The 22,894-nt window shown below is 42.4% G+C and carries 19 protein-coding genes; 18 read left to right on the forward strand and 1 reads right to left on the reverse strand.

The annotated features are described in order from the left end of the window. Positions 1-76 precede the first annotated feature (76 nt). From AAEY93_RS11435 to dinB, 14 genes are all read left to right on the forward strand, one after another. On the forward strand, positions 77-1,201 hold the full coding sequence (locus tag AAEY93_RS11435) for a TRAP transporter substrate-binding protein (RefSeq protein ID WP_124012097.1): 1,125 nt from the start codon (positions 77-79) through the stop codon (positions 1,199-1,201). Between the two features lie 90 nt (positions 1,202-1,291). After that, positions 1,292-1,801 carry an S-ribosylhomocysteine lyase gene (luxS, locus tag AAEY93_RS11440; RefSeq protein ID WP_101032551.1) on the forward strand — a complete coding sequence of 170 codons (510 nt, stop codon included), beginning with the start codon at positions 1,292-1,294 and terminating at the stop codon, positions 1,799-1,801. Between the two features lie 201 nt (positions 1,802-2,002). Continuing rightward, positions 2,003-4,078: a TonB-dependent receptor domain-containing protein gene (locus AAEY93_RS11445; RefSeq protein WP_351076988.1), complete on the forward strand. Its 2,076-nt coding sequence runs from the start codon at positions 2,003-2,005 to the stop codon at positions 4,076-4,078. A gap of 456 nt (positions 4,079-4,534) precedes the next feature. Beyond that, positions 4,535-5,869 (forward strand): Na(+)-translocating NADH-quinone reductase subunit A, encoded by a 1,335-nt coding sequence (locus AAEY93_RS11450; RefSeq protein ID WP_124012152.1) that lies wholly within the window; start codon positions 4,535-4,537, stop codon positions 5,867-5,869. Beyond that, entirely contained in the window at positions 5,869-7,068 is a 1,200-nt protein-coding gene (locus AAEY93_RS11455) for an NADH:ubiquinone reductase (Na(+)-transporting) subunit B (RefSeq protein ID WP_101032548.1), read from the forward strand. The genes AAEY93_RS11450 and AAEY93_RS11455 overlap by 1 nt, the downstream gene beginning before the upstream one ends. Further along, positions 7,061-7,846 (forward strand): Na(+)-translocating NADH-quinone reductase subunit C, encoded by a 786-nt coding sequence (locus tag AAEY93_RS11460; protein ID WP_124012094.1) that lies wholly within the window; start codon positions 7,061-7,063, stop codon positions 7,844-7,846. The genes AAEY93_RS11455 and AAEY93_RS11460 overlap by 8 nt, the downstream gene beginning before the upstream one ends. Further along, positions 7,846-8,478, forward strand: a complete 633-nt coding sequence (locus AAEY93_RS11465; RefSeq protein ID WP_101032546.1) for an NADH:ubiquinone reductase (Na(+)-transporting) subunit D — start codon at positions 7,846-7,848, stop codon at positions 8,476-8,478. The genes AAEY93_RS11460 and AAEY93_RS11465 overlap by 1 nt, the downstream gene beginning before the upstream one ends. A gap of 5 nt (positions 8,479-8,483) precedes the next feature. Further along, positions 8,484-9,092, forward strand: coding sequence for an NADH:ubiquinone reductase (Na(+)-transporting) subunit E (gene nqrE / locus AAEY93_RS11470; protein WP_101032545.1), 609 nt, complete (start codon positions 8,484-8,486; stop codon positions 9,090-9,092). 46 nt (positions 9,093-9,138) lie between these two features. Next, positions 9,139-10,386, forward strand: coding sequence for an NADH:ubiquinone reductase (Na(+)-transporting) subunit F (nqrF, locus tag AAEY93_RS11475; protein WP_124012093.1), 1,248 nt, complete (start codon positions 9,139-9,141; stop codon positions 10,384-10,386). 122 nt (positions 10,387-10,508) lie between these two features. Then, on the forward strand, positions 10,509-11,531 hold the full coding sequence (locus tag AAEY93_RS11480; protein WP_124012092.1) for an FAD:protein FMN transferase: 1,023 nt from the start codon (positions 10,509-10,511) through the stop codon (positions 11,529-11,531). Positions 11,532-11,617: 86 nt separating this feature from the next. Then, a complete protein-coding gene (gene nqrM / locus AAEY93_RS11485; protein WP_101032542.1) occupies positions 11,618-11,842 on the forward strand; it encodes a (Na+)-NQR maturation NqrM in 225 nt (74 codons plus the stop codon). Positions 11,843-12,074: 232 nt separating this feature from the next. After that, positions 12,075-12,545, forward strand: coding sequence for a bacterioferritin (gene bfr / locus AAEY93_RS11490; RefSeq protein ID WP_101032541.1), 471 nt, complete (start codon positions 12,075-12,077; stop codon positions 12,543-12,545). Positions 12,546-12,557: 12 nt separating this feature from the next. Further along, the gene (bfr, locus tag AAEY93_RS11495; RefSeq protein WP_124012091.1) at positions 12,558-13,025 is read left to right on the forward strand and encodes a bacterioferritin; all 468 of its coding nucleotides are present in this window, start codon (positions 12,558-12,560) and stop codon (positions 13,023-13,025) included. A gap of 137 nt (positions 13,026-13,162) precedes the next feature. Beyond that, a complete protein-coding gene (dinB, locus tag AAEY93_RS11500; RefSeq protein WP_124012090.1) occupies positions 13,163-14,242 on the forward strand; it encodes a DNA polymerase IV in 1,080 nt (359 codons plus the stop codon). A gap of 87 nt (positions 14,243-14,329) precedes the next feature. Here the strand turns inward: dinB and AAEY93_RS11505 are convergent, their stop codons facing one another. Beyond that, positions 14,330-15,793, reverse strand: a complete 1,464-nt coding sequence (locus tag AAEY93_RS11505) for an aminoacyl-histidine dipeptidase (RefSeq protein WP_124012089.1) — start codon at positions 15,791-15,793, stop codon at positions 14,330-14,332. A 182-nt stretch (positions 15,794-15,975) separates the two neighbouring features. Here AAEY93_RS11505 and AAEY93_RS11510 point away from each other — a divergent pair, with 182 nt between their 5' ends. The 4 genes from AAEY93_RS11510 (at position 15,976) to AAEY93_RS11525 (ending at position 22,446) form a co-directional block, all read left to right on the forward strand. Then, positions 15,976-17,520, forward strand: coding sequence for a M17 family metallopeptidase (locus AAEY93_RS11510; RefSeq protein ID WP_351077000.1), 1,545 nt, complete (start codon positions 15,976-15,978; stop codon positions 17,518-17,520). Positions 17,521-18,468: 948 nt separating this feature from the next. Beyond that, positions 18,469-19,758 carry an NCS2 family permease gene (locus tag AAEY93_RS11515; protein ID WP_101032536.1) on the forward strand — a complete coding sequence of 430 codons (1,290 nt, stop codon included), beginning with the start codon at positions 18,469-18,471 and terminating at the stop codon, positions 19,756-19,758. A 293-nt stretch (positions 19,759-20,051) separates the two neighbouring features. Further along, positions 20,052-21,161: a glutamate 5-kinase gene (gene proB, locus AAEY93_RS11520; protein WP_101032535.1), complete on the forward strand. Its 1,110-nt coding sequence runs from the start codon at positions 20,052-20,054 to the stop codon at positions 21,159-21,161. A 10-nt stretch (positions 21,162-21,171) separates the two neighbouring features. Next, positions 21,172-22,446: a glutamate-5-semialdehyde dehydrogenase gene (locus tag AAEY93_RS11525; protein WP_351077005.1), complete on the forward strand. Its 1,275-nt coding sequence runs from the start codon at positions 21,172-21,174 to the stop codon at positions 22,444-22,446. The last annotated feature ends 448 nt before the right edge of the window (positions 22,447-22,894 follow it).

The raw sequence follows: 22,894 nt of genomic DNA on the forward strand, positions 1-22,894 counted from the left end.
CGTGGCGGTATTTGTCACTGGTTATGATTATGTTACAGTTATGAAATAGAAGAGTGCGATTGAAAAGGATATTTACATGAGCAAGGTGATTCAAACCTGCTGGTTAATGGGCCTAACCTTGTTGTTGGGCTGCCAACAAGAGACTCCTTCAAAGACAAATTCTCTTTCTCAAATAGATCAACCCCCCCTTCAAGTGATTGAATGGCGCTTAGCAACGTCATGGCCAAAAAACCTAGCCGGTTTGGGCATGGCACCAGAACGGTTTGCTCAACTAGTCAATAAGATGTCTAACGGCCGTTTAGTGATCAATGTTTACGGTGCGGGCGAGTTAATGCCAGCCTTATCCGTGTTCGATGCTGTTAGCAATGGCACGATTGAAATGGCGCATAGCGCGGCATATTATTGGAAAGAAAAAGCGCCCGCAGCCCAGTTTTTCTCATCGATCCCTTTTGGTTTAACGGCACAACAAATGAATGCATGGCTTCACTATGGCGGCGGGATGGAGCTGTGGGAGGAAGTTTATCAGCCTTTTGGTATTTTACCGCTTGCAGGTGGAAACACCGGTATGCAAATGGGGGGCTGGTTTAATAAAATCATTGCAACACCTGAAGACTTTAAGGGTCTTAAGATGCGTTTACCGGGCATTGGTGGCGAAGTATTTAAGAAACTGGGGGGCATTCCGGTAACGGCGCTAGCGGGTAGAGAATTATACGGTGCGCTGCAGACTGGCGCGATTGATGCTGCCGAATGGGTTGGACCTTATAATGACTTGCCTCTTGGACTAGATCAGGTGGCCAAATATTACTATTACCCTGGTTGGCATGAACCGGGGTCAACGATGGAATTTCTGATCAATAAGCAGGCTTTTTCGACCTTGCCCGATGATTTACAAGCGATTGTGAAAGTAGCTGCCAGAGCGATAAATCAAGATATGCTAGATGATTATACTCAAGGCCATATCGCTGCGATGGACATTTTGCTTAATGAACACCATGTGCAGGTTAAACCCTTCCCTAATGCTGTGATCCGTGCGTTAAAACAAGCAAGAAATGAAGTTCTTGACCATGAAGCCGCTAAAGATGTGCTGTTTAATAAAGTTCTTGAGTCTTACATAGCCAATGAAAAATCAGTAAAACGCTATTTTAGTTATACTGAAGATGCGTTAAGTCGGTTTGAATTAGACGCGCAACAGCAAGAGTAAACTCAGACTGTGACAATGTTTGAATAGTGGTATTATCTTGGAATTAGGCAATATATTGTCGAATTATTTTATTTATTTAGGGAGAAATCAATGCCTTTACTAGACAGTTTTACCGTAGATCATACTCGTATGAATGCTCCAGCGGTTCGCGTTGCCAAGCACATGAGCACCCCTAGTGGCGATGCTATTACTGTATTTGATTTGCGTTTTTGTGCACCCAATAAAGATATCCTCAGTGAACGAGGTATCCATACCCTTGAGCATTTGTTTGCAGGCTTTATGCGCGAACATTTAAACGGTGATGGTATAGAGATTATTGATATTTCACCGATGGGATGCCGTACCGGTTTTTACATGAGCTTAATTGGTCAACCGACAGAAAGTAAAGTTGCAGATGCCTGGCTAGCGGCAATGATTGACGTAACCAATGTCATTGACCAGAAAGATATTCCTGAGTTAAATGAATATCAATGTGGTACTTACGAAATGCATTCGTTAACACAAGCGCAAGACATTGCTCGGATGATCATTGCCGCGGGCGTGAGCGTTAACCAAAATGATGACTTAAAACTGAGTGACGAAATTTTAGGCAATCTTTAATTTAATTGATTGAGTTCATACCCACGAGAAAAGCGGCTTTGGCCGCTTTTTTTTGCTAATAAAACACCCAATGTCGAGTAAACGTTAATAGCACGCTATTTTTATGTAACTGAAACCGTTATTGTAATAAGCGTAACTTAGTGATTTATTCGTCATTTTAAACGATCTTTTGCGTGAACAGACACATATACGGAGATTAATATGTCTAACCACCCATTTAGCCTGTCAGTGCTAGCAGCCGCAGTGCTTTATGTTTGTCATTCTACCAATGCCGTTGCAGAAACGGTAACAGAGTCTATTGATAACCTTAATAATCAACTCGATTTGCAGCAGTCATCGATAAGCCAATTTCATTATCGCCAAAGTGATATTGCGCTAGGGTTGACGGGCGCGACAGTGTTACCTACCGGATCACATCAGGATGTGACCATCACACATGCAGGTGCCATTGACGGTGTAGCCATTTTACAGGATGGTATTTTCTTTTCTCCTGCGCCGTATTCTGGACAACATTTAGTGTTGCAGCCCAATTTATTGCACCAGCAAAAAGTGTCTTTTTCGAGCATGACCAGTGTGACGGAGAGTTCGCAAGCGGCTTTTGGTAAGCTTGACTATCAGTCTATAAAAATTAGTCCCCAAAAATATGCAACTGATCTCAACCTCGAAGGCAGTGACAGTAATGCAATAAATGGTGGCGTAGTAGTGAGCGGTACTACAAAGCAAAATGGCATGTTACTGGCACTCGATTATCAATCGGCATCTGACGATGTGGGTTATCGTGCCCCGCAAGATGCAGATGCTACTCATAAAGATATTCTATTCAAAATTGCGGCCGATAGTTTAGCTGGTGCAAGCAATCAACAAACGACCGAGTTCAGTTATCAATATTCATCGCAAGATGATGATCGAGGAACATTGGGGTTAACAGCTGCTGATTTTTCGTTAGACCCGACTCAATTATACTCCGCAGCCAGCACCGACAATATTGAAGGCGAACGTCAACGCTACGTATTAGCCCATAAGGTCATATTGTCTGCTACTTCGACGATGGCGACAGACTTTTATTACCAAACCTATTCACAACAATCTCGAGAAATGCGTTTTGTTGATGGTCAGCAAATTGACAGCGCTTTGTTGTCTAGTATCGCCATGTTTGAAGCCGTTCCCACCGCGGATGGGATGAACTTAGGATCGTTAACACAAAATAACGATTTTGCAGGCTTTGGTATGCAAACCAAAGGTGTCAGCATGTATGGTCAGCATCAGGTGACTTATAGTGCGCGCTACCATACAGATAAAGCTGAAATGCGTTTAGGTCAACGTGAGTGGTCGTGGAACAATGATTTATCACTGACGCCGACAACAGATGATGAGTATGCGCTTACCTATACTGATGATGCTTCTGCTTTTTCATCAGCGGTAGACACTAAATTAAATTATGATCAGTGGTCTATCAATCTCGGTTTAGGTTATGAACATGTCAGCGTTTCTCGTGAGCTTGGTGATGTAAATACGAGCCTTAATGCGGCGGACTTTTCTGATGATGGCTGGTCGCCTTCTGTTGAAGTGGCTTATCAGAGTGGATCATGGTTAACCGCGCTGCAAGTCAAACAAGCTTGGACAGTCGCTTCAGCGGGGAATATTGAGCAAACTGCTCAAGAAGCACTGCAATATCAATTAGCATTAAGCTACCAGCAAGATGCTTTATCGATTGCAATGACGGGTTATATGCATGATTACGATAGCCAACACGTAAGCTGTATGCAGGGCATGATATGTGACTACGAACAAATATCATTACAAGAGAATATTAATGACGTTTCTGTTGTGGGCGCAGTCTTGAGCATAGCGTATGGGCTGACATTTGATCACTTTTCTATTCCATTGAACGTAAAGTACCAATATACCCAAGCTGAAACCGATAACGCCGATTGCAATGAGTTGATGGGATGCTTTGCTACTAATAGCCAATTACCATGGGTACCAGAACAACAACTGACGTTAAGCTCGGGTGTTATTTATGGCGACATGTCTATTATAGCGCAAGCCTTGTATCAATCTGAGTTAGGTTATCAAGCAACACTTACTAATGAGCGTACTATTGACAGTCAGTGGAAGGTTGATTTAGCCGCAACTTATCGTTTGACCGCACAACATGAATTATATGCTCGAGTTGAAAATCTGTTAGAGGAAGAATTAGTCGCAAATGTCACTGCAATGGGATTTCAAGGACAGTCGGAAATGACCACGTATTTTGGTTATAAAGGTCATTTCTAGAGAGTCGTTTCTAGACGCTGGCAAGCTTGAGTCATATTTGGTTACAGCTTATGTTGTTTTTATGTCAAAACACCAATACCACCCAAGTGACTACTCATTTGGGTGGTATTATTTTTGCTACAACTGTTTTTGTGAGTGAACAACTAAAATTATTTCTTTAAAATTAATGCTATAGTCTCTTTGTTAGAATCTAGCATACGGCATAACCCCCTCAGGTTCTTATCCGTTTAGTCTGATCTAAAATCCATTTATCAAAGTAATGTATTGTTATGAAAACACCTATAATTTTCGTGGCGATAGTCTCATATTTGCGGTAAAATGCGCGCGACCAGCGTGATTATGATCGCATTTTCGAGTTAAATCTGCGCTAGCTCAAATAGCAAGTATATGTTAATACTTTGTTTTTTTAGCGGAACGTGGCGCATTGTCTTTCCTTCAAACGTAGTGCTTGTGGATATGATTACAATTAAGAAAGGATTGGAACTGCCTATAGCAGGCGGTCCAGAGCAAGTTATCCATAATGGCCCAGCCATTAGACACGTAGCTACTTTGGGTGAAGAGTATATTGGCTTACGTCCTACGATGAAGATCAAAGTGGGCGACAAAGTACAAAAAGGCCAAGTTCTTTTTGAAGATAAAAAGAATCTAGGCGTTAAATATACGGCTTTAGCCAGTGGTACTATTTTAGAAATAAACCGAGGTGCAAGACGTGTACTTCAGTCAGTAGTTATTGCTGTGGAAGGTGACGATAGCGTTGCTTTTGCTCAATATGATGCTGATAAGTTAGACACGTTAGACGCACAAGTTGTTCGTGATAATCTGATTAACTCAGGTTTATGGACGGCTTTGCGTACACGCCCTTTCAGTAAAGTGCCCGCCGTAGATTCTACTGCAGCAGGTATTTTTGTGACTGCCATTGATACCCAACCTCTTGCTGCCGATCCTGTGGTAGTCATAGCTCAACATAAAGAAGATTTTGCTAACGGCCTTAATGTCCTAGCACGATTAACTGAAGGTAAAGTTTACCTATGTAAAGCACAAGGTGCCGATATTCCAGCAGCCAATGCTCACGTTCAAGAATTTGCGGGTAAACACCCAGCAGGTTTGGTGGGTACGCATATTCATCACGTTCTTCCCGCTTCTGCAGCACGAACTGTTTGGCATGTTGGCTATCAGGATGTGATTGCTTTTGGCCAACTGTTTACTCAAGGTGTGTTAAACACTGAGCGTGTGGTTGCGATTGGCGGTCCTAAAGCGAAAAACCCTCGTCTTGTTCGTAGCGTTTTAGGTGCTAGCATCACTGAACTGACTGCTGATGAAACGGTTGGTGATGGTGTTCGTGTGATTTCGGGGTCAGTGTTAAGCGGCCTTACTGCGGTAGGACCTCAAGCTTATTTGGGTCGATATCATCAACAGGTAAGTGTACTGGAAGAAGGTAATGAGAAAGAATTATTTGGTTGGGCTATGCCTGGTGCCGATAAGTTCTCTATCACTCGTGCATTCTTAGGTCACTTAAGCCCATCGCGTCTATTTAATATGACCACTAGCACTTGCGGTTCAGACCGTGCAATGGTGCCTATTGGTAACTATGAACGCGTGATGCCTCTAGACATCCTACCTACTATGCTACTTCGTGATTTACTCTCTGGTGATTTTGACGGCGCAGCCCGTTTAGGCGCATTAGAGTTAGATGAAGAAGACTTGGCATTGTGTACGTTCGTATGTCCAGGTAAGTATGACTACGGTTCATATTTGCGTGACTGTCTAGATACGATCGAGAGGGAAGGCTAATGAGTTTGAAAGATTTTATCGAACGTATTGAGCCGCAATTTGAAAAAGGCGGCAAGTACGAAAAGTGGTATGCCCTTTATGAAGCGGCTGCCACAGTATTTTATACTCCAGGTAAAGTGAATCACGGGGCAACCCATGTTCGCGATAATGTTGACTTAAAACGTATTATGATTACGGTTTGGGCATGTACATTCCCAGCAATGTTTTTTGGTATGTACAACGTAGGTTTACAAGCTCAAATCGCGATGGGCGCCGATTTCGGTTCCCCCGATATTTGGCAAGTAGGCTTATTTGAATTATTTGGAGCTCAACTTTCTGCAGACTCTGGCATTGCGTCCTTGATGTTCTATGGTGCGTGCTTCTTCCTACCTATCTATGCAGTGACTTTTATTGTCGGTGGTTTTTGGGAAGTGCTGTTTGCGTCAGTGCGTGGCCATGAAATTAACGAAGGTTTCTTCGTTACTTCGGTTCTCTTTGCACTGACCTTACCAGCAACTATCCCATTGTGGATGGTCGCACTAGGTATTACCTTTGGTGTGGTAGTTGCAAAAGAAATCTTCGGCGGCACAGGGCGTAACTTCTTAAACCCTGCATTAGCTGGCCGTGCTTTCTTATACTTTGCTTACCCTTTAAGCATGTCTGGTGATACTACATGGGTTGTCGCTGACGGTTACTCTGGTGCAACGGCGTTAAGTCAAGCGGCACAAGGTACTTTCGACTATGCCTCAACCACCAACTGGATTGATGCTTTCATGGGCTTTATCCCCGGTTCTGTAGGTGAAGGGTCTACCTTTGCTATTTTACTAGGTGGTCTAGTTATTATTTATGCCCGTATTGCATCTTGGCGTATTGTCGGTGGTGTCTTCTTAGGTATGGTGGCAATTTCTACTCTACTTAATATGATTGGTAGCGACACAAACCCGATGTTTGCAATGCCATGGTATTGGCACTTAGTGTTAGGTGGCTTTGCCTTTGGTATGATGTTTATGGCGACAGATCCTGTTTCAGCGTCGTTTACGAGTACGGCTAAGTGGGCATACGGTTTCCTTATTGGTGCAATGGTGGTGTTTATCCGTGTGGTTAACCCTGCATTCCCTGAAGGCATTATGTTAGCTATTCTGTTTGCTAACTTATTTGCGCCATTATTTGACCACTTTGTAGTACAGGCAAATATTAAGCGGAGGATTGCTCGTGGCTAGTAATAAAGATTCGTTCGGTAGAACGCTATTTGTTGTTGTCGGCTTATGTCTTATTTGTTCAGTGCTTGTTTCAACTGCGGCGGTGTTATTAAAACCTATTCAGCAAGAAAATAAGTTACTCGATAAGCAAAAGTATATTCTTGATGCGGCGAGCCTTATCAATACCAAAGAAGGTAACGTCACCAAAAAAGAAATTCTAAGCAAGTACGAGCAATATGTTGAAGCTCGGTTAGTTGACCTTAAAACCGGTGAATTTGTTGAGGGTGATGCTAACGTTTATGATCAACGTAAAGCCTCTCGTGATACTGCCCGGTCATCTATCCCTGAAAATGATGTTGCCTCAATCAAACGTGTTGCAGATAAAGCGGTTGTGTACCTTGTTCGTAATGACGAAGGTAAACTGACTAGCGTGATTTTACCTATCCACGGTTATGGTTTGTGGTCAACCATGTATGCATTTTTGGCATTAGACACAGACCTAAATACGGTGCAAGGACTCGTTTATTATGACCAAGGTGAAACCCCTGGTTTAGGTGGCGAAGTTGAAAATCCAAAATGGAAAGCATTGTGGAAAGGTAAAGAGTTATTTGATGCTCAAGGTAACTTGGCAATTAGTGTAACTAAAAACCCTGTAGTGGCGAGCTCTGTTCATGGTGTTGATGCACTTTCCGGTGCAACATTGACCAGTAACGGTGTTCAACACTCATTGGATTTTTGGTTAGGTAAAGAAGGTTTTGCTGACTTTATCGCTAAAGCACGCAACGGAGGGTTAAGCTAATGGCTGACGCTAAAGAACTTAAACAGATTCTGACCGGACCAATTATCAATAACAACCCAATTGCATTGCAAATTTTGGGTGTGTGTAGTGCACTTGCTGTGACCAGTAAATTAGAAACAGCATTGGTAATGACGATTGCATTAACAGCGGTAACAGCGTTTTCTAACCTGTTTATTTCGCTTATTCGTAATCATATTCCAAGCAGTGTGCGTATTATTGTACAGATGACCATTATCGCTTCATTAGTGATTGTAGTAGACGAACTACTGCAAGCTTATGCTTATGCCATTTCTAAACAGTTGTCAGTATTTGTTGGTTTGATTATTACTAACTGTATCGTAATGGGTCGTGCTGAAGCTTACGCAATGAAAACGCCTCCTATGATGAGCTTTATGGACGGGATCGGTAACGGTTTAGGTTATGGAGCTATTCTATTGTCTGTTGGTTTTGTGCGAGAACTATTTGGTAATGGTTCATTATTTGGCGTAGAAATCCTCAGCAAAATCTCTGATGGTGGTTGGTATCAGCCTAACGGTTTATTACTGTTGCCACCCAGTGCATTCTTCTTGATCGGTGGGTTGATCTGGTTGATCCGTACTTATAAGCCAGAGCAAGTTGAAGCAAAAGGGTAAACGCAATGGAACATTATATTAGTTTATTAATTCGTTCAATTTTCATTGAAAACATGGCGCTAGCGTTCTTCTTAGGTATGTGTACTTTCTTAGCGGTATCAAAGAAAGTGACTACTGCGATGGGACTTGGTGTTGCCGTTATTGTGGTACTGGCTATTTCGGTTCCAGCTAACCAAATTATTTATCAAAGTTTACTGGCTCCAGGCGCATTAGCTTGGGCTGGTTTGCCTGAAGCTGATTTGAGCTTCTTGAAGTTCATCACCTTTATCGGTGTGATTGCAGCATTGGTACAAATTTTGGAAATGGCGTTAGACAAATATTTCCCACCTTTGTACAACGCGTTAGGTATTTTCTTACCTTTAATTACCGTGAACTGTGCAATTTTTGGTGCAGTCTCTTTCATGGTAGAGCGTGATTATAACCTTGGCGAGAGCGTAGTATTTGGTATCGGCTCTGGTATTGGTTGGGCATTAGCAATTGTATTGTTAGCCGGTATTCGTGAAAAGATGAAATATTCTGACGTGCCAAATGGCTTACGTGGCCTAGGTATAACCTTCGTTTCAGCAGGCCTTATGGCTCTAGGTTTCATGTCATTCTCAGGTGTTTCTCTGTAAGAGTCACTGAGTCGACACATTAATTTGAACCTTTAAGGATAAGTGAATGGGTATTCTTGAATCTACTCCACTAGATGTCTATCTAGGTGTGAGTATGTTTACTGTGATTGTCTTAGTGTTGGTATTAGTGATTTTATTCGCTAAATCAAAACTGGTGGCAAGCGGTGATATCATGATTGGTATTAACGGCAACGCAGATAAAACAATTACAACAGGTGCTGGCGGCAAGTTACTTGGCGTTTTAGCCGACAACGGTATCTTCATTTCAAGTGCTTGTGGTGGCGGTGGCTCTTGTGGCCAGTGTCGTGTCAACATTATGTCTGGTGGTGGTGATATTCTACCCACTGAACTTGACCACATTAGTAAAGGCGAAGCCCGTCAGGGGTGTCGTTTATCTTGTCAGGTAAACGTGAAAACTGACATGGAAATTGAGCTTGATGAAGAAATATTCGGCATCAAAAAATGGGAATGTGACGTTGTCTCTAACGATAACAAAGCGACGTTCATTAAAGAACTTAAGCTGCAAATCCCTGATGGCGAAACCGTGCCTTTCCGTGCCGGTGGTTATATTCAGATTGAAGCGCCTGCTCATCATATTAAATATGCTGAGTTTGAAGTGCCTGATAAGTACCGTGGCGATTGGGAACACTTTGGTTTCTTTAAGTTAGAATCAAAAGTAGACGAAGAAACTATTCGTGCTTACTCTATGGCTAACTACCCAGAAGAGTTTGGCATAATTATGTTAAACGTGCGTATTGCTACGCCACCGCCACGTAATTTAACCTTGCCTTGTGGTAAAATGTCTTCGTATATTTGGAGCTTAAAAGCTGGCGATAAAGTGACTATTTCTGGTCCATTTGGTGAGTTCTTTGCTAAAGACTCCGATGCGGAAATGGTATTCATTGGTGGTGGTGCCGGTATGGCCCCAATGCGTTCACACATTTTCGATCAGTTAAAGCGTCTTAAATCTAAACGTAAGATTAGCTTCTGGTACGGTGCGCGTTCGCAACGTGAAATGTTCTACGTTGAAGATTTTGACGGCTTAGCGGCTGAAAATGAAAATTTCAAATGGCATGTAGCGTTATCGGATCCGCAAGCTGAAGATAACTGGACTGGTTATACAGGCTTCATTCATAACGTATTGTATGAAAACTACTTACGTGACCATGATGCGCCAGAAGATTGTGAGTTTTACATGTGTGGACCTCCAATGATGAACGCAGCGGTTATTGGTATGCTAAAAGATTTAGGTGTCGAAGACGAAAACATCTTATTAGATGATTTTGGTGGTTAATGCGTTAACTTATAACATTGACATGTAAGTCATTAAATTGCAGCAGTGCAGACAGGGTGGTCAAACACGAGTCTTGCACGCTGCAATTTTTTTTGTTCATTTAATACAAGTGTAAATTTGAGATGACTGTAAAATCAATCAAGCAAGTGTTACTGCCAATATTGTTACTGCCAATATTATTGACCAGTAGCTGCAGCTCACCAGATCCGATTATTTCATTATCTGGTAGTACCATGGGGACCACTTATCATATTAAAGTGGTCCCCAATGGCAGCTTGCCAGGACCACAATTATTACAAGCCGAAATTGATATGGCATTGGACGTGGTTAACAATCAAATGTCGACTTACCGACATGACTCAGAACTGTCTAAGTTTAATCAATTGCAAGTACAGCAAAGCGTTAAAGTATCGGCCGATACTATTAAAGTCATAAAAGAGGGCATGCGTCTTTATCAAGAGACTGATGGTGCGTTAGATATCACCTTAGGGCCAGTGATTAACCTGTGGGGGTTTGGCCCCGATAAGCGGCCTACAACGATCCCGACTCAAGCTCAAATTGACGCCGCTAAAGCTAAGATGGGGATCAAGGAACTGTCGATAAAAGGCTTAACATTAATTAAGCACAATGCAGACTTGTATGTTGATTTATCCTCAATAGCAAAAGGGTTTGGTGTCGATAAAATTGCATCAATATTAGACAAATATCACGTGTCTGGTTATTTAGTCGAAATTGGTGGTGAACTGAATGTTAAAGGCACTAAAGCCCATAATGTCGCCTGGCGAGTTGCAGTAGAACAGCCAACAAGCGAAGGACAAGCGGTGCAGCAAGTGATTGAGCCCGGGACTATGTCATTAGCAACATCGGGTGATTATCGTAACTTTTATCAAGACAATGGCGAACGCTTTTCACATCTAATTGATCCTCGTAACGGTTACCCGATAAAGCATCAACTTGCTTCTGCAACCGTGTTACACTCTAGTTGTATGACAGCGGATGGATATGCAACGGCCATGATGGTGTTAGGTACACAAGCTTCATTGACACTTGCTAGAGAGAAAAATTTAGCCGTAATGTTAATTGAGAAGCAAGAGCAGGGATATCAGGTCTATTACAGCGATGCGTTTAAATCGTATCTTGAGTAGGTTCCTTATTTTTAAACTAGTTGATTAAACGACTGATTGATTCAACTAGTAGTACCCTAATCTAAATGAGTTAATTGGAGTTTGTGATGAGCACATTTATTGCAGCGTTTGTAGTATTATTATTGTTCTTTTTATTTATGTCTGTGGGTTATATTGTAAAGAAGAAAGCCGTAGCAGGCAGTTGTGGTGGCTTAGGCGTTTTAGGTATTGAGAAGGCGTGTGACTGTGACGACCCATGTGATAGCCGCAAACGCCGTATGGAAAAAGAGCAAGCTCGAAATGAGTTGCTTAATCAAAATCGAATTATTTAACGACGTTTGTCATTTAAAGCCTAGGTTACCAAACTAATGCTTTGTAAAGAGCCTTCATTTTGAAGGCTTTTTTTATGTTTGTGTATTACTAGTGAGTTACAAATCTTAGTTATAATGATAATGGTTATCAATAGTAAGTGTGTGAAAAGAAAGGAAAATTTGCCTTTTCCCCTATAGTGTTTTATTCTATTTGTAATTGATCTAGATCACGTTATTTATCGAGGGCATTACTATGAAAGGTCATCCTAAAGTCATTAGCCAACTCAATCGAGTACTTACCTGTGAGCTGACTGCCATTAACCAATACTTTTTACATGCACGCATGTTTAAACATTGGGGATTGGAAAAGCTTAATGAGAAAGAATATAAAAAATCGATTGAAGACATGAAGCATGCTGATAAGCTGATTGAACGTGTATTGTTTCTTGAAGGTTTACCTAATCTGCAACAATTAGATAAATTGCGTATCGGTGAGCATGCTGAAGAAATGCTCAACTGCGATCTGGCGGCTATAACAGCACAAATTGCGCTTTTGCGTGAAGCCATTAAGGTATGCGAAACTCAGCAAGATTATGTTAGCCGCGATTTATTTGAAGATTTACTCGAAGATGAAGAAGAACATTTAGATTGGATTGAGTCGCAACAAGAGCTTATCAATCAAACGGGTATTCAAAATTATCTTCAATCACAAATTAACGACTAATAGGAAATTATCATGAAAGGCCATCCAGAAGTCATCGATGCACTAAATAGTTTATTAACCGGCGAGTTGTCTGCCATGGATCAATATTTCGTCCATGCTCATATGTACGAAGACTGGGGATTCAACGAACTGTATACCCGAATTTTGCACGAGTCAGACGACGAAAAGTTGCATGCTGCTAAATTAGTCCAACGGATTTTATTTCTTGAAGGCACTCCCGATGTTGCCAGTCGTGAAGCGTTGAACATTGGTAAAGATGTGCAAGAAATGTTTAAAAGTGATTTAGCCTATGAATATCATGTTGCTGATCATTTACGTAAGGTGATCGCGCTATGCGAAGACAAAAGTGATTATCAAACTCGCGAAATTTTAGAGGTGTTGTTGGATGACACTGAGTCTGATCACATGTACTGGTTAGAAAAGCAATTAGGTCTGATTGAGATGGTTGGTTTACAGAATTATTTACAGACCAAAATGTAACGTATCCATTGATACAGGTTACCATTTACTAAAGCCCAACTGAGTTTGGGCTTTTTTGTGTCAGTGAGACAATGATTGAATACTGTTTATATATACAGTATCATCATGGTAATTGAGTTAATGATGATGGTCATAGAATGCGTAAAATCATTCACATCGATATGGATTGCTACTTCGCTGCCGTTGAAATGCGAGATTTTCCTGAACTACGAGGCAAAGCTATTGCTGTCGGTGGCAGAAGTGATCGCCGAGGTGTAATAAGCACATGCAGTTATGAGGCCCGTCAATTTGGGGTGCGTAGCGCGATGTCCAGTTATCATGCACTGCAGTTGTGTCCGCTGTTAATTTTAGTGCCTGGACGCATGGAAGTGTATAAATCGGTTTCATTGCAAATTCGTGAGATTTTTCATCGATACACAGATCTCGTTGAGCCATTATCTTTAGATGAGGCTTACCTTGATGTCAGCGATTGCAACGTTCACCAAGGCAGTGCCACATTAATTGCTAAAGCCATTCGCAACGATATTTTTGAGGCCACAGGATTAACGGCTTCAGCGGGTATTGCACCGATTAAGTTTTTAGCCAAAATCGCTTCCGATTTAAATAAGCCCAATGGTCAATATGTGATCACCCCTAATCAAATTAGTGATTTTGTAAAAGACTTGCCACTGAGTAAAATTCCTGGCGTTGGCAAGGTTACTTCAAAAAAGTTAGCCGATATTGGCTTAACCACTTGTTATGACGTGCAACAATATCCTAAGGCTCAATTAATTAAGGCTTTCGGTAAATTTGGCCATGTGTTGGCTGAGCGTGCACAAGGGATCGACTCAAGGCAAATTAGTCCACACCGAGTGCGTAAGTCTGTTGGGGTTGAAACCACCTTAGCCAAGGATATTTTTACCTTAGAACAATGTCATCAAGTGTTACCACAGCTTATTCAAGAACTCAGTGCTCGGGTACATCGCAGTGCTAAAGACCGACAGATCCACAAACAGGTTGTTAAGCTTAAATTTAATGATTTTAAACAGACCACAATCGAGCATCGCAGTGATGAGATTTCGATTAACTTGTTTCATGACTTGCTGCAACAAGCTTTGCAGCGTAGCCAAGGGCGGGGTATTCGTTTGATTGGCGTGAGTGTTGGTTTAGCCGACGTGACGTTGGCAGCGACAGATAATGGTGCGGATAAAATCACCCAGCTCGATTTACAGTTTTAACACTGGAACAATACAAAAATTAAAAGGCGACATTATTGTCGCCTTTTAATTTGTTTATTGTGTTGATAACGTCATCACTAAAACGGATTAAGCATCTTTAGCTGGAATACGCTCTAGTACCGCAAGTAGCAATTGCCAGTACTGACCAACGGTGGTGATGTTGACCATTTCATCAGGGCTATGGGGATAGCGAATGGTTGGCCCAATTGAGACCATGTCCATAAGTGGATAAGGTTGTTTAAATAAGCCACATTCAAGACCAGCATGGATCACCATGATGGTTGGGTCTTTTTTATAAATGTCGTTATAAGTTTCACGCACAATCGCCATAATGGGTGAGCTTGTATCTGGCTTCCAACCGGGATAAGCACCACTTAGGTCAATGCTTGCACCCGACAAATTAGTCAGAGCGGTGAGCATTCCTGTGACTTCTTCACGACCAGAATCGATTAGCGAGCGAATAAGACACAAGACTTCAACGCTTTCATCTTCGGTACTGATCACGCCGATATTAAGCGAGGTTTCAGTCACACCTTGAACTTCATCACTCATGCGGATCACGCCGTTAGGGCTCGCATGCAATAAGTCGATTAAGGTATTTTGTGCCTCTTCATCCATCACTTTGGTGGGGGCGTCAATGGACTCTAGGCTGAGCACCATTGCTGGATCGACGAGCGCGAGCTCTTGTCTTACTAATGCTTGGAAAGCCTCCATCGCTTGATGTAATTTATCAACATTTTCAGCAGGAAGCATAAAGCTGATATGGGCTTCACGCGGAATGGCATTACGTAATGAGCCACCGCTAAAGCTGACAAGTTCTAATGCCAGTTCATCACTGTGTTTAAACAAAAAGCGGGCAAGTAGTTTGTTTGCATTGGCGCGACCAAGGTGAATGTTCACCCCTGAATGACCGCCTTTAAGTCCAGCTAATGTCAGCTGAAAACTGCTATTTGTGTGTTCAGGGGCTTGCCATGACATAGGTACGCTGATATGTGCATCAACTCCGCCTGCACAACCCATGTAAATTTCACCTTCTTGTTCAGAATCGGTGTTGATCAAGATGTCTGCATCAAGGTAACCTGCTTCTAAACCAAAAGCACCTGTCATACCGGCTTCTTCATCAATGGTGAGCAGTACTTCCAGTGGCCCATGCTTGATGTCTTTACTGCCTAATACCGCAAGCGCTGAAGACATACCAATGCCGTTATCTGATCCTAACGTTGTCCCTCTGGCTTTAACCCAATCACCATCAACATAGGCTTCAATTGGGTCCGTTTCAAAGTTATGTACTTTGTCAGTATTTTTTTGTGGCACCATATCAATGTGTGCTTGCAATACCACTATTTTACAGTTTTCCATTCCAGCAGTGGCAGGCTTACGGATGATTAAATTACCTACTTTGTCTTCAACAACCTCAAGGCCTTGGGCTTTTGCCCACTGTTGAATGTGTTGCGACAACGCATGTTCATGTTTTGATGGATGTGGAATAGCGCAAATTTGTTCGAACCATTGCCAAAGAGGCTGAGGATATAATTGAGTTAATGCAGTCACGAAACGCCCTCTAAGATGAATTTAGTCGATATACGACACAAAATATAATGTCATTTATTTTAACATATTCTGCGCGGTTACTTGATATTGCGATATCAATTTGCCAAGGTTTAGTCCACAAAACCTGTAAATAATTATGAACCCATCAATCTACCGGTATACCCATTGATTAAGGATTTTTTATGAACCAAGCAAACAAAGCTGTTACTGCATTTCAAGTGCCCATTATTGATGTCGCCAGTGATGAAGCCATTTTTGAAGGTGAAGGTTGGGATGCGGTAGTCGTCGTCGCGACAAGTTTGGCTGAGATTAAGCAAGATGAAATCAGTTTACTGGCGGCGCACGCCAGTCAAATCGATATGCGTGTCGGTAAAAGTGCAACACTATTATTTGCACCTGGCTTAGCCGGCGGTCGCTTGATTATCTCGCCCGTGACCGATAGCGTTAACGAGTACAGCGATGTCAGAATTTTTGCTAAAGCCGCCCGAGAAGGTATTGCCATTGCCAAAGCAGCGGGAGCCATTAAACCTTTGTTAGTGGTCCCCGCCGTGAGCGATAAACGTTTTGTCTATGCAGAACAAGTTGCAGCATTGGCGTGTGGGCAAGAGCTATGGCAACCCTTAGAGGCGCGAGAAGCAAAGTCATTACTACCAAGTTTAGAGGCTATCGGATTATTGAATACATCGGCACACAGTATGTTACTTAATGCTGCGGAGTCCGGGCGAGTGTTGGCACGCGATCTCTGCGGTACAGAGCCTGAGCGGATGTCCGCTATTGGGTTTGCACAATATTGTATTGATGCTTTTGCTGATAGCGGTTTAGCTGTGTCTGTGATTGATCAAGTGGAGCAGTTGAAGGCGCAATATCCCCTATTGAGTGCGGTTGGCAGAAGCTCATTTGGGGTTGAACGTCATCATCCTCGAGTGGTAAAGCTTGAATATGTTGGCGAAGGAACAATAACAAAAACGTTATTCTTTGCGGGCAAAGGGGTGATTTACGATACTGGCGGGGCTGACATTAAAGTGGCCGGTTCTATGGCAGGTATGAGTCGTGATAAAGGCGGTGCAGCTGCTGTCGCCGGATTAATGAAAGCATTGTCGATACTTAAACCTAAAGGTATCAAAGTGGTTGCAGAGCTTGGGTTGGTTAGAAATAGTATCGGCAGTGATGCGTTTGTCACCGATGAAATTATTACTAGCCATGCGGGTGTACGAGTTCGCATAGGTAATACTGATGCCGAAGGTCGTTTAGTGTTAGCTGACTTGTTATCACATTTGCGTATACAGGCACAAACAGCTGTGAATCCACAATTATTTTCGTTGGCAACATTAACCGGTCACGTCGTGCGCGCGTACGGTGGTTATCCAGCATTAGTTGAAAATAGCGCCGCTAAACAGCAAGGCGTCGCCGCATTATTAGCAGACGTGGGTGAATTATGGGGTGAGCCGTTCGAGGTCTCTCGCTTACGCACTGAGGATTTTGACAAGGTTGCCGATAAAAATGGCGTTGCCGATGTGGTGTCTTCTAATAATGGACCGTCTTCAATTACGGCTCGCGGACATCAATATCCTGCAGCATTCTTAATAAAAGCCTCTGGACTAATGCAAACAACACTGGCATTCACTCATATTGATATTGCTGGCAGTGCTGTTGAGGGCGATCCTCTCTATGGTAAGCCAACGGCAAGCCCTTTGGTTGCTTTATTACACTTGTCTAAGTTGTGGTAAATACCTTATTAAGTGCATGATATTATAGATTTTAATATAAATAAAACATGCTATTTACAATATAATTACATAATTATAATCCGGGTTTAATGTAATAAAGTCACTTTTAATGCGTTTTTTGTGAATTAAAGCCGATAATACTTGTAATTTAATTACAGTTCGGTATAATTCATCGGGTCGACAAGCATTGTGGTTGTCGGCTCTAGTTAATCCAGGATGGATATAGCCTCCAAGGATCTGAGTGACAAGTTGTCTCAATGGATTTGAGAAATGTACGTTCCAGGGAATCGAGCCAAGCTTTACTAGGTTTATGCAACTTTACATTATTCAGGAGAAGACCATGTCTTATACAGGTAACAGCAAATTTTATTGGCAAAACACTTGGTTTGCTGATGTAACCGTTTTACGTGGCGGTATATTCGCCATGAAACGTTAAGAATTGACCCTCTTTACGTCGTTTTAATATTCATCAACCTTTTGTTCGTCTTGTTTGACGTTTTTAGACAGGGTGGTAAATTAATTTATCGCCTCATCATGTTAAGTGATGCTAGTTTTCCTCTCCCCATATGGGATGCTTGTAACATGTCTGCCTACTCTATTGAGTAGGCTTTTTTTTGTCCCAATTTTGGTGTGATAATTTAGTTGTAGTGATTTGGGATCGTTTTAGTGTTAGCGGCATTGATTTAGGATGTTATTAGCTGAATTGTCGCAGTTTCGTGCGCTATATAAAAAACTGAAATCTTTCAGGAAAAAGGCTATTTATAGCTATCAAGGTCGTAAGTACTTATAATTCCCCCGCATTAAAGTAAGCCCTCTGTAAAGATGTCGACGTAGTGACAATGTTAAGCGGTATATGGCTTACCGCATCCTCATCTGTAGCTAATAACACTGTCAAAACTATTAACGCTATTAATTCAATTTTAACCTTTGCCCAAGGAACCGCGTTCCATGTTAGAAAAATTATTTAAACTTAAACAGAACAACACAAGTCTTAAGCAAGAGGCTGTGGCCGGACTTACTACCTTTTTAACAATGGCCTACATCATTTTTGTCAACCCTATGATGCTTGCTGATGCCGGGATGGACCATGGTGCGGTATTTGTTGCAACATGTTTAGCCGCAGCGATTGGTTGTTTAGTCATGGGGTTATTGGCAAATTATCCTATTGCATTAGCCCCCGGTATGGGACTGAATGCCTTTTTTACTTACACGGTTGTAGGGGAAATGGGTTATAGCTGGGAAACCGCACTTGGCGCTGTGTTTATGTCTGGGGTGTGCTTCTTGATTTTATCCTTAGTCAGAATTCGTGAATGGATTGTCAATAGTATTCCTATGTCGTTGCGTTTTGGTATTGCGGCCGGTATTGGGTTGTTTTTAGCGTTAATAGGCTTAAAAAATGCTGGGATTGTGATAGCAAGTCCGGCTACGTTAGTGACCATGGGGGATATTACTTCGTTTCCTGCTGTGATGGCTGCGTTAAGTTTTTTCTTGATTATTGCCATGGTTCATCGCGGTCTAAAGGCCGCGGTTATTTTCAGTATTCTGATCGTGACGATTTTAGGCATCTTTTTTGGTGATGTGCAGTATCAAGGGTTAATGGCTATGCCACCGTCTATCGCACCGACATTTATGAAAATGGACCTGTCGAGTGTATTAGAAGTGAGCATGCTATCTGTGGTGTTTGCCTTTTTGTTTGTCGATCTATTTGACACATCAGGCACCCTAATTGCTGTTGCACAACGCGGTGGATTACTTGATGAAAAAGGGCGTTTACCTCGTGTAAAACGTGCTTTAACCGCCGATAGCGTTGCCACCATTACCGGTGCAGCATTGGGTACATCAACCACCACGAGCTACATTGAAAGTATTGCTGGGGTGAGTGCCGGCGGTCGTACTGGTTTAACCGCAGTAGTCGTTGGATTGTTATTTATAGCGTCATTATTTTTCTCGCCCTTAGCCGCTATGGTGCCAGCTTATGCGACAACAGGGACATTGTTTTATGTTGCTATCTTAATGATGTCGGGGTTAGTGAATGTTGATTGGGACGATATAACTGAAGCGGCTCCTGTAGTAGTCACTTGCTTATTAATGCCGTTAACTTTTTCTATTGCCAATGCTATTGGTCTTGGGTTTATTTCTTATGCGGTGATCAAATTGCTGACAGGGCGTTTTAAAGATTTAAATTCAGGTATTCTAGTGGTGGCGGCATTGTTTATTGCCAAGTTTATTTATGGTTAACGGGCATCCCATGAATATGGGCAAACGGTAATAAATTGGCGAAGGCCAATAAAAAAAGGGCTAATAGCCCTTTTTTTGTTTTTCTAATAAGGCGTATTGACGCATCAATAGCCGGCCTATTGCAAGTCAATGCAATGCAGTTAGCGGGGCAAAGAACTGTTTGATAACCGTTTATTATCCCGAGCCGAGGTTAATCTAGATAAATAATCTACTATTAGCGGCTTTTACTATGAATTATCGAGTGAATTAGGTATAAAAATGGACTGAATGTTTTGGTAAATTGAGTAAAACAAATGGGTTATCGCCGCGTAGTAGTTAAGTTGGGTACCAGTGTGCTGACATCTGGCAGTAAGAAGCTTGATAGAGCACATATGGTTGAATTAGCCAGGCAAATGGCTTCGCTTATGCGTTCAGGCATTGAGGTGGTTTTGTGTACATCGGGTGCTATTGCTGCTGGGCGAGAGCATTTACATTATCCGGTGTTGCCCGATACTATGGCGAACAAACAGTTACTTGCTGCTGTGGGTCAAGGTCAGTTAATTTTGGCGTGGTCACAATTATTCAGTATTTATGGTTTACAAGTTGGCCAACTATTATTAACGCGTGCAGATTTACAAGATCGCGAACGTTACCTTAATGCCCGCGACACCTTAAATGCATTATTAGCGCATAATATTATCCCTATTATTAACGAAAATGATGCCGTCGCAACCAATGAGATTAAAGTCGGTGATAATGATAATTTGTCTGCGCGGGCCGCACTGCTCTGTGATGCTGACTTACTCATCTTACTCACTGATCAAAAAGGCTTATTTGATGCCGATCCTCGCACTCATCCTAATGCGCAATTGATTAAACAAGTCGTCAATATTGATGACAGTTTACGTTTACTGGCTGGCGGCTCTGTTTCCGGACTTGGCACCGGCGGGATGGCAACTAAACTAGAAGCGGCCGATGTGGCGCGCCGTGCAGGCATCGAAGTCGTGATAGCGTCTGGACATCACCCTGATGTGATTGCCAAAGTGGCTGCTAGGGAGTCGGTTGGCACTCATTTTAGTGCGATAGAAAACCCATTAGAGAGTCGTAAACAATGGATCCTTGCTGGCCCCGCATCACAAGGGAAATTAATTGTTGATGCCGGCGCCTCTGTCGCGGTGGTTGCTAATGGTCGCAGCTTATTATCAAAAGGTATTGTTGATATTGAAGGTCATTTTGAGCGTGGTGCGACCTTACTCATTGTTAATCAAACAGGCAAGATTTTGGCTAAAGGAATTAGTCGATATTGTGCCAATGATCTAACCAAAATTAGCGGTAAACACTCTGATGAGATAGAAAGTTTACTAGGCTATAACTACGGTGATGCAGTGGTTCATCGCAATGATATGGTCATACTTGATAATTAAGGATAAGCAGATGTCAGCCTCAGAAACAGAATATTTAACCCAATTAGGGCAACGCGCTAAGGCAGCAAGTTTTATCTTAGCGAGTTTAACCGCTAAACAAAAATCGGTATTATTAATGACAATTGCCGATCGCTTAGCACTGCGTAAAAATGATATTTTACAAGCGAATGCGCAAGATGTTGCCGCGGCGAAACAAAATGGTTTAACTGAAGCTATGATAGACAGATTGATGCTTGATGAGGGGCGCTTGGGCGCTATTATTACCGACATTGATAATGTTATCGTACTGGCTGATCCTATCGGCAAAGAAGCTGAAAGTCGGGTATTAGATAACGGCTTACGATTAACTCGTCGCAGTGTGCCAGTAGGTGTGGTGGGGGTTATTTATGAGGCTCGCCCAAATGTCACTGTGGATATAGCCGTGTTAGCATTAAAAACCGGTAATGCAGTGATTTTGCGTGGCGGTAAAGAAACCTTAACCACAAATAAAGTATTAAGTGACGTGATCCGTGATGCGCTTGTTAGCGAAGACTTGCCTAAAGATGCTGTACAGCTAATCGATTCACCAGAGCGTAGTCTTGTTAGCGGCTTACTTAGACTCGACAAATATGTGGATATGATTATTCCTCGCGGTGGCCATAATCTGCAGCGATTGTGTGCTGAGCAGTCGAGTATTCCGGTGATTTTAGGTGGCATTGGTATTTGTCATTTATTTGTCGATAAGCAAGCCGATTTAGTGCGCGCAATCGAGGTGATTGCCAACGCTAAGGTTCAGCGCCCTACTGTGTGTAATGCACTGGATACTTTGTTAGTACATCAACACGTTGCTGCCGAGTTTATTCCCAATATAGCATCACATTTGCACTCGTTGGGCGTTCGCTTCCATGCTTGTGCAAGCTCCTTACCTTATCTTGAGGGGTTAGGTTTTGAGGTGACACCGGCACATGATGAGTCATTCTCAACCGAGTGGTTATCGCTCACATTAGGGATCAAAATCGTCAATCATATTGACGAAGCTGTGGCGCATATTCGTCAATATTCTACTGGGCATTCTGAGGCCATTTTAACGGATAACATTCATACGGCGAGTGACTTTTTGAACCGAGTTGATTCAGCGGCTGTGTATGTTAATGCCAGTACTCGTTTTACTGATGGTTCACAGTTTGGCCTTGGCGCCGAAGTGGCCGTGAGTACGCAGAAGCTGCATGCCCGAGGTCCGATGGGGTTAGATGCACTGACCACGTATAAGTGGCTAGCTTGGGGGGATTATACCAGTAGACAATAACCGGTGTTGTTTGCGTTGCTTATGACAATAAAGGCCTAGCAGCTAGATTTTATATAAGCTAAAAGTAATAGGCCTAGAGGCTAGAGCGCTTCGCTGCTAGATTCTATAAAATCAACAGCCTATCCGCATAGCGGCCTAGGATCTTAGCAGCGAAGCTGTCCCTAGCAGGACGCAGTCCGCTCTAGAAGCGCAGCGCTCTATCCGCGTAGCGAACTAGCAGGACGTAGTCCGCTATAGCAGCGACACTAGAACCTAGTATCTAATTCAACCTCCAATTAATAATACCAATCAATAATACCGGTGTTAAAAGTACCCTAGCGCTAATATTGTCGGTTGAGGATTAAATTGCTAAAACGGCAGAATAATTAACAACGCCATTATTAAGGTTAATACTGCGACCAACCTCCGTTGTAACGAGCTAAAAAAACGAATGCACTTAAAAGGCGGT

Origin of the sequence: Shewanella sp. CAL98-MNA-CIBAN-0140 (assembly GCF_040309905.1) — a bacterium.
Taxonomy (GTDB): domain Bacteria; phylum Pseudomonadota; class Gammaproteobacteria; order Enterobacterales; family Shewanellaceae; genus Shewanella; species Shewanella psychromarinicola.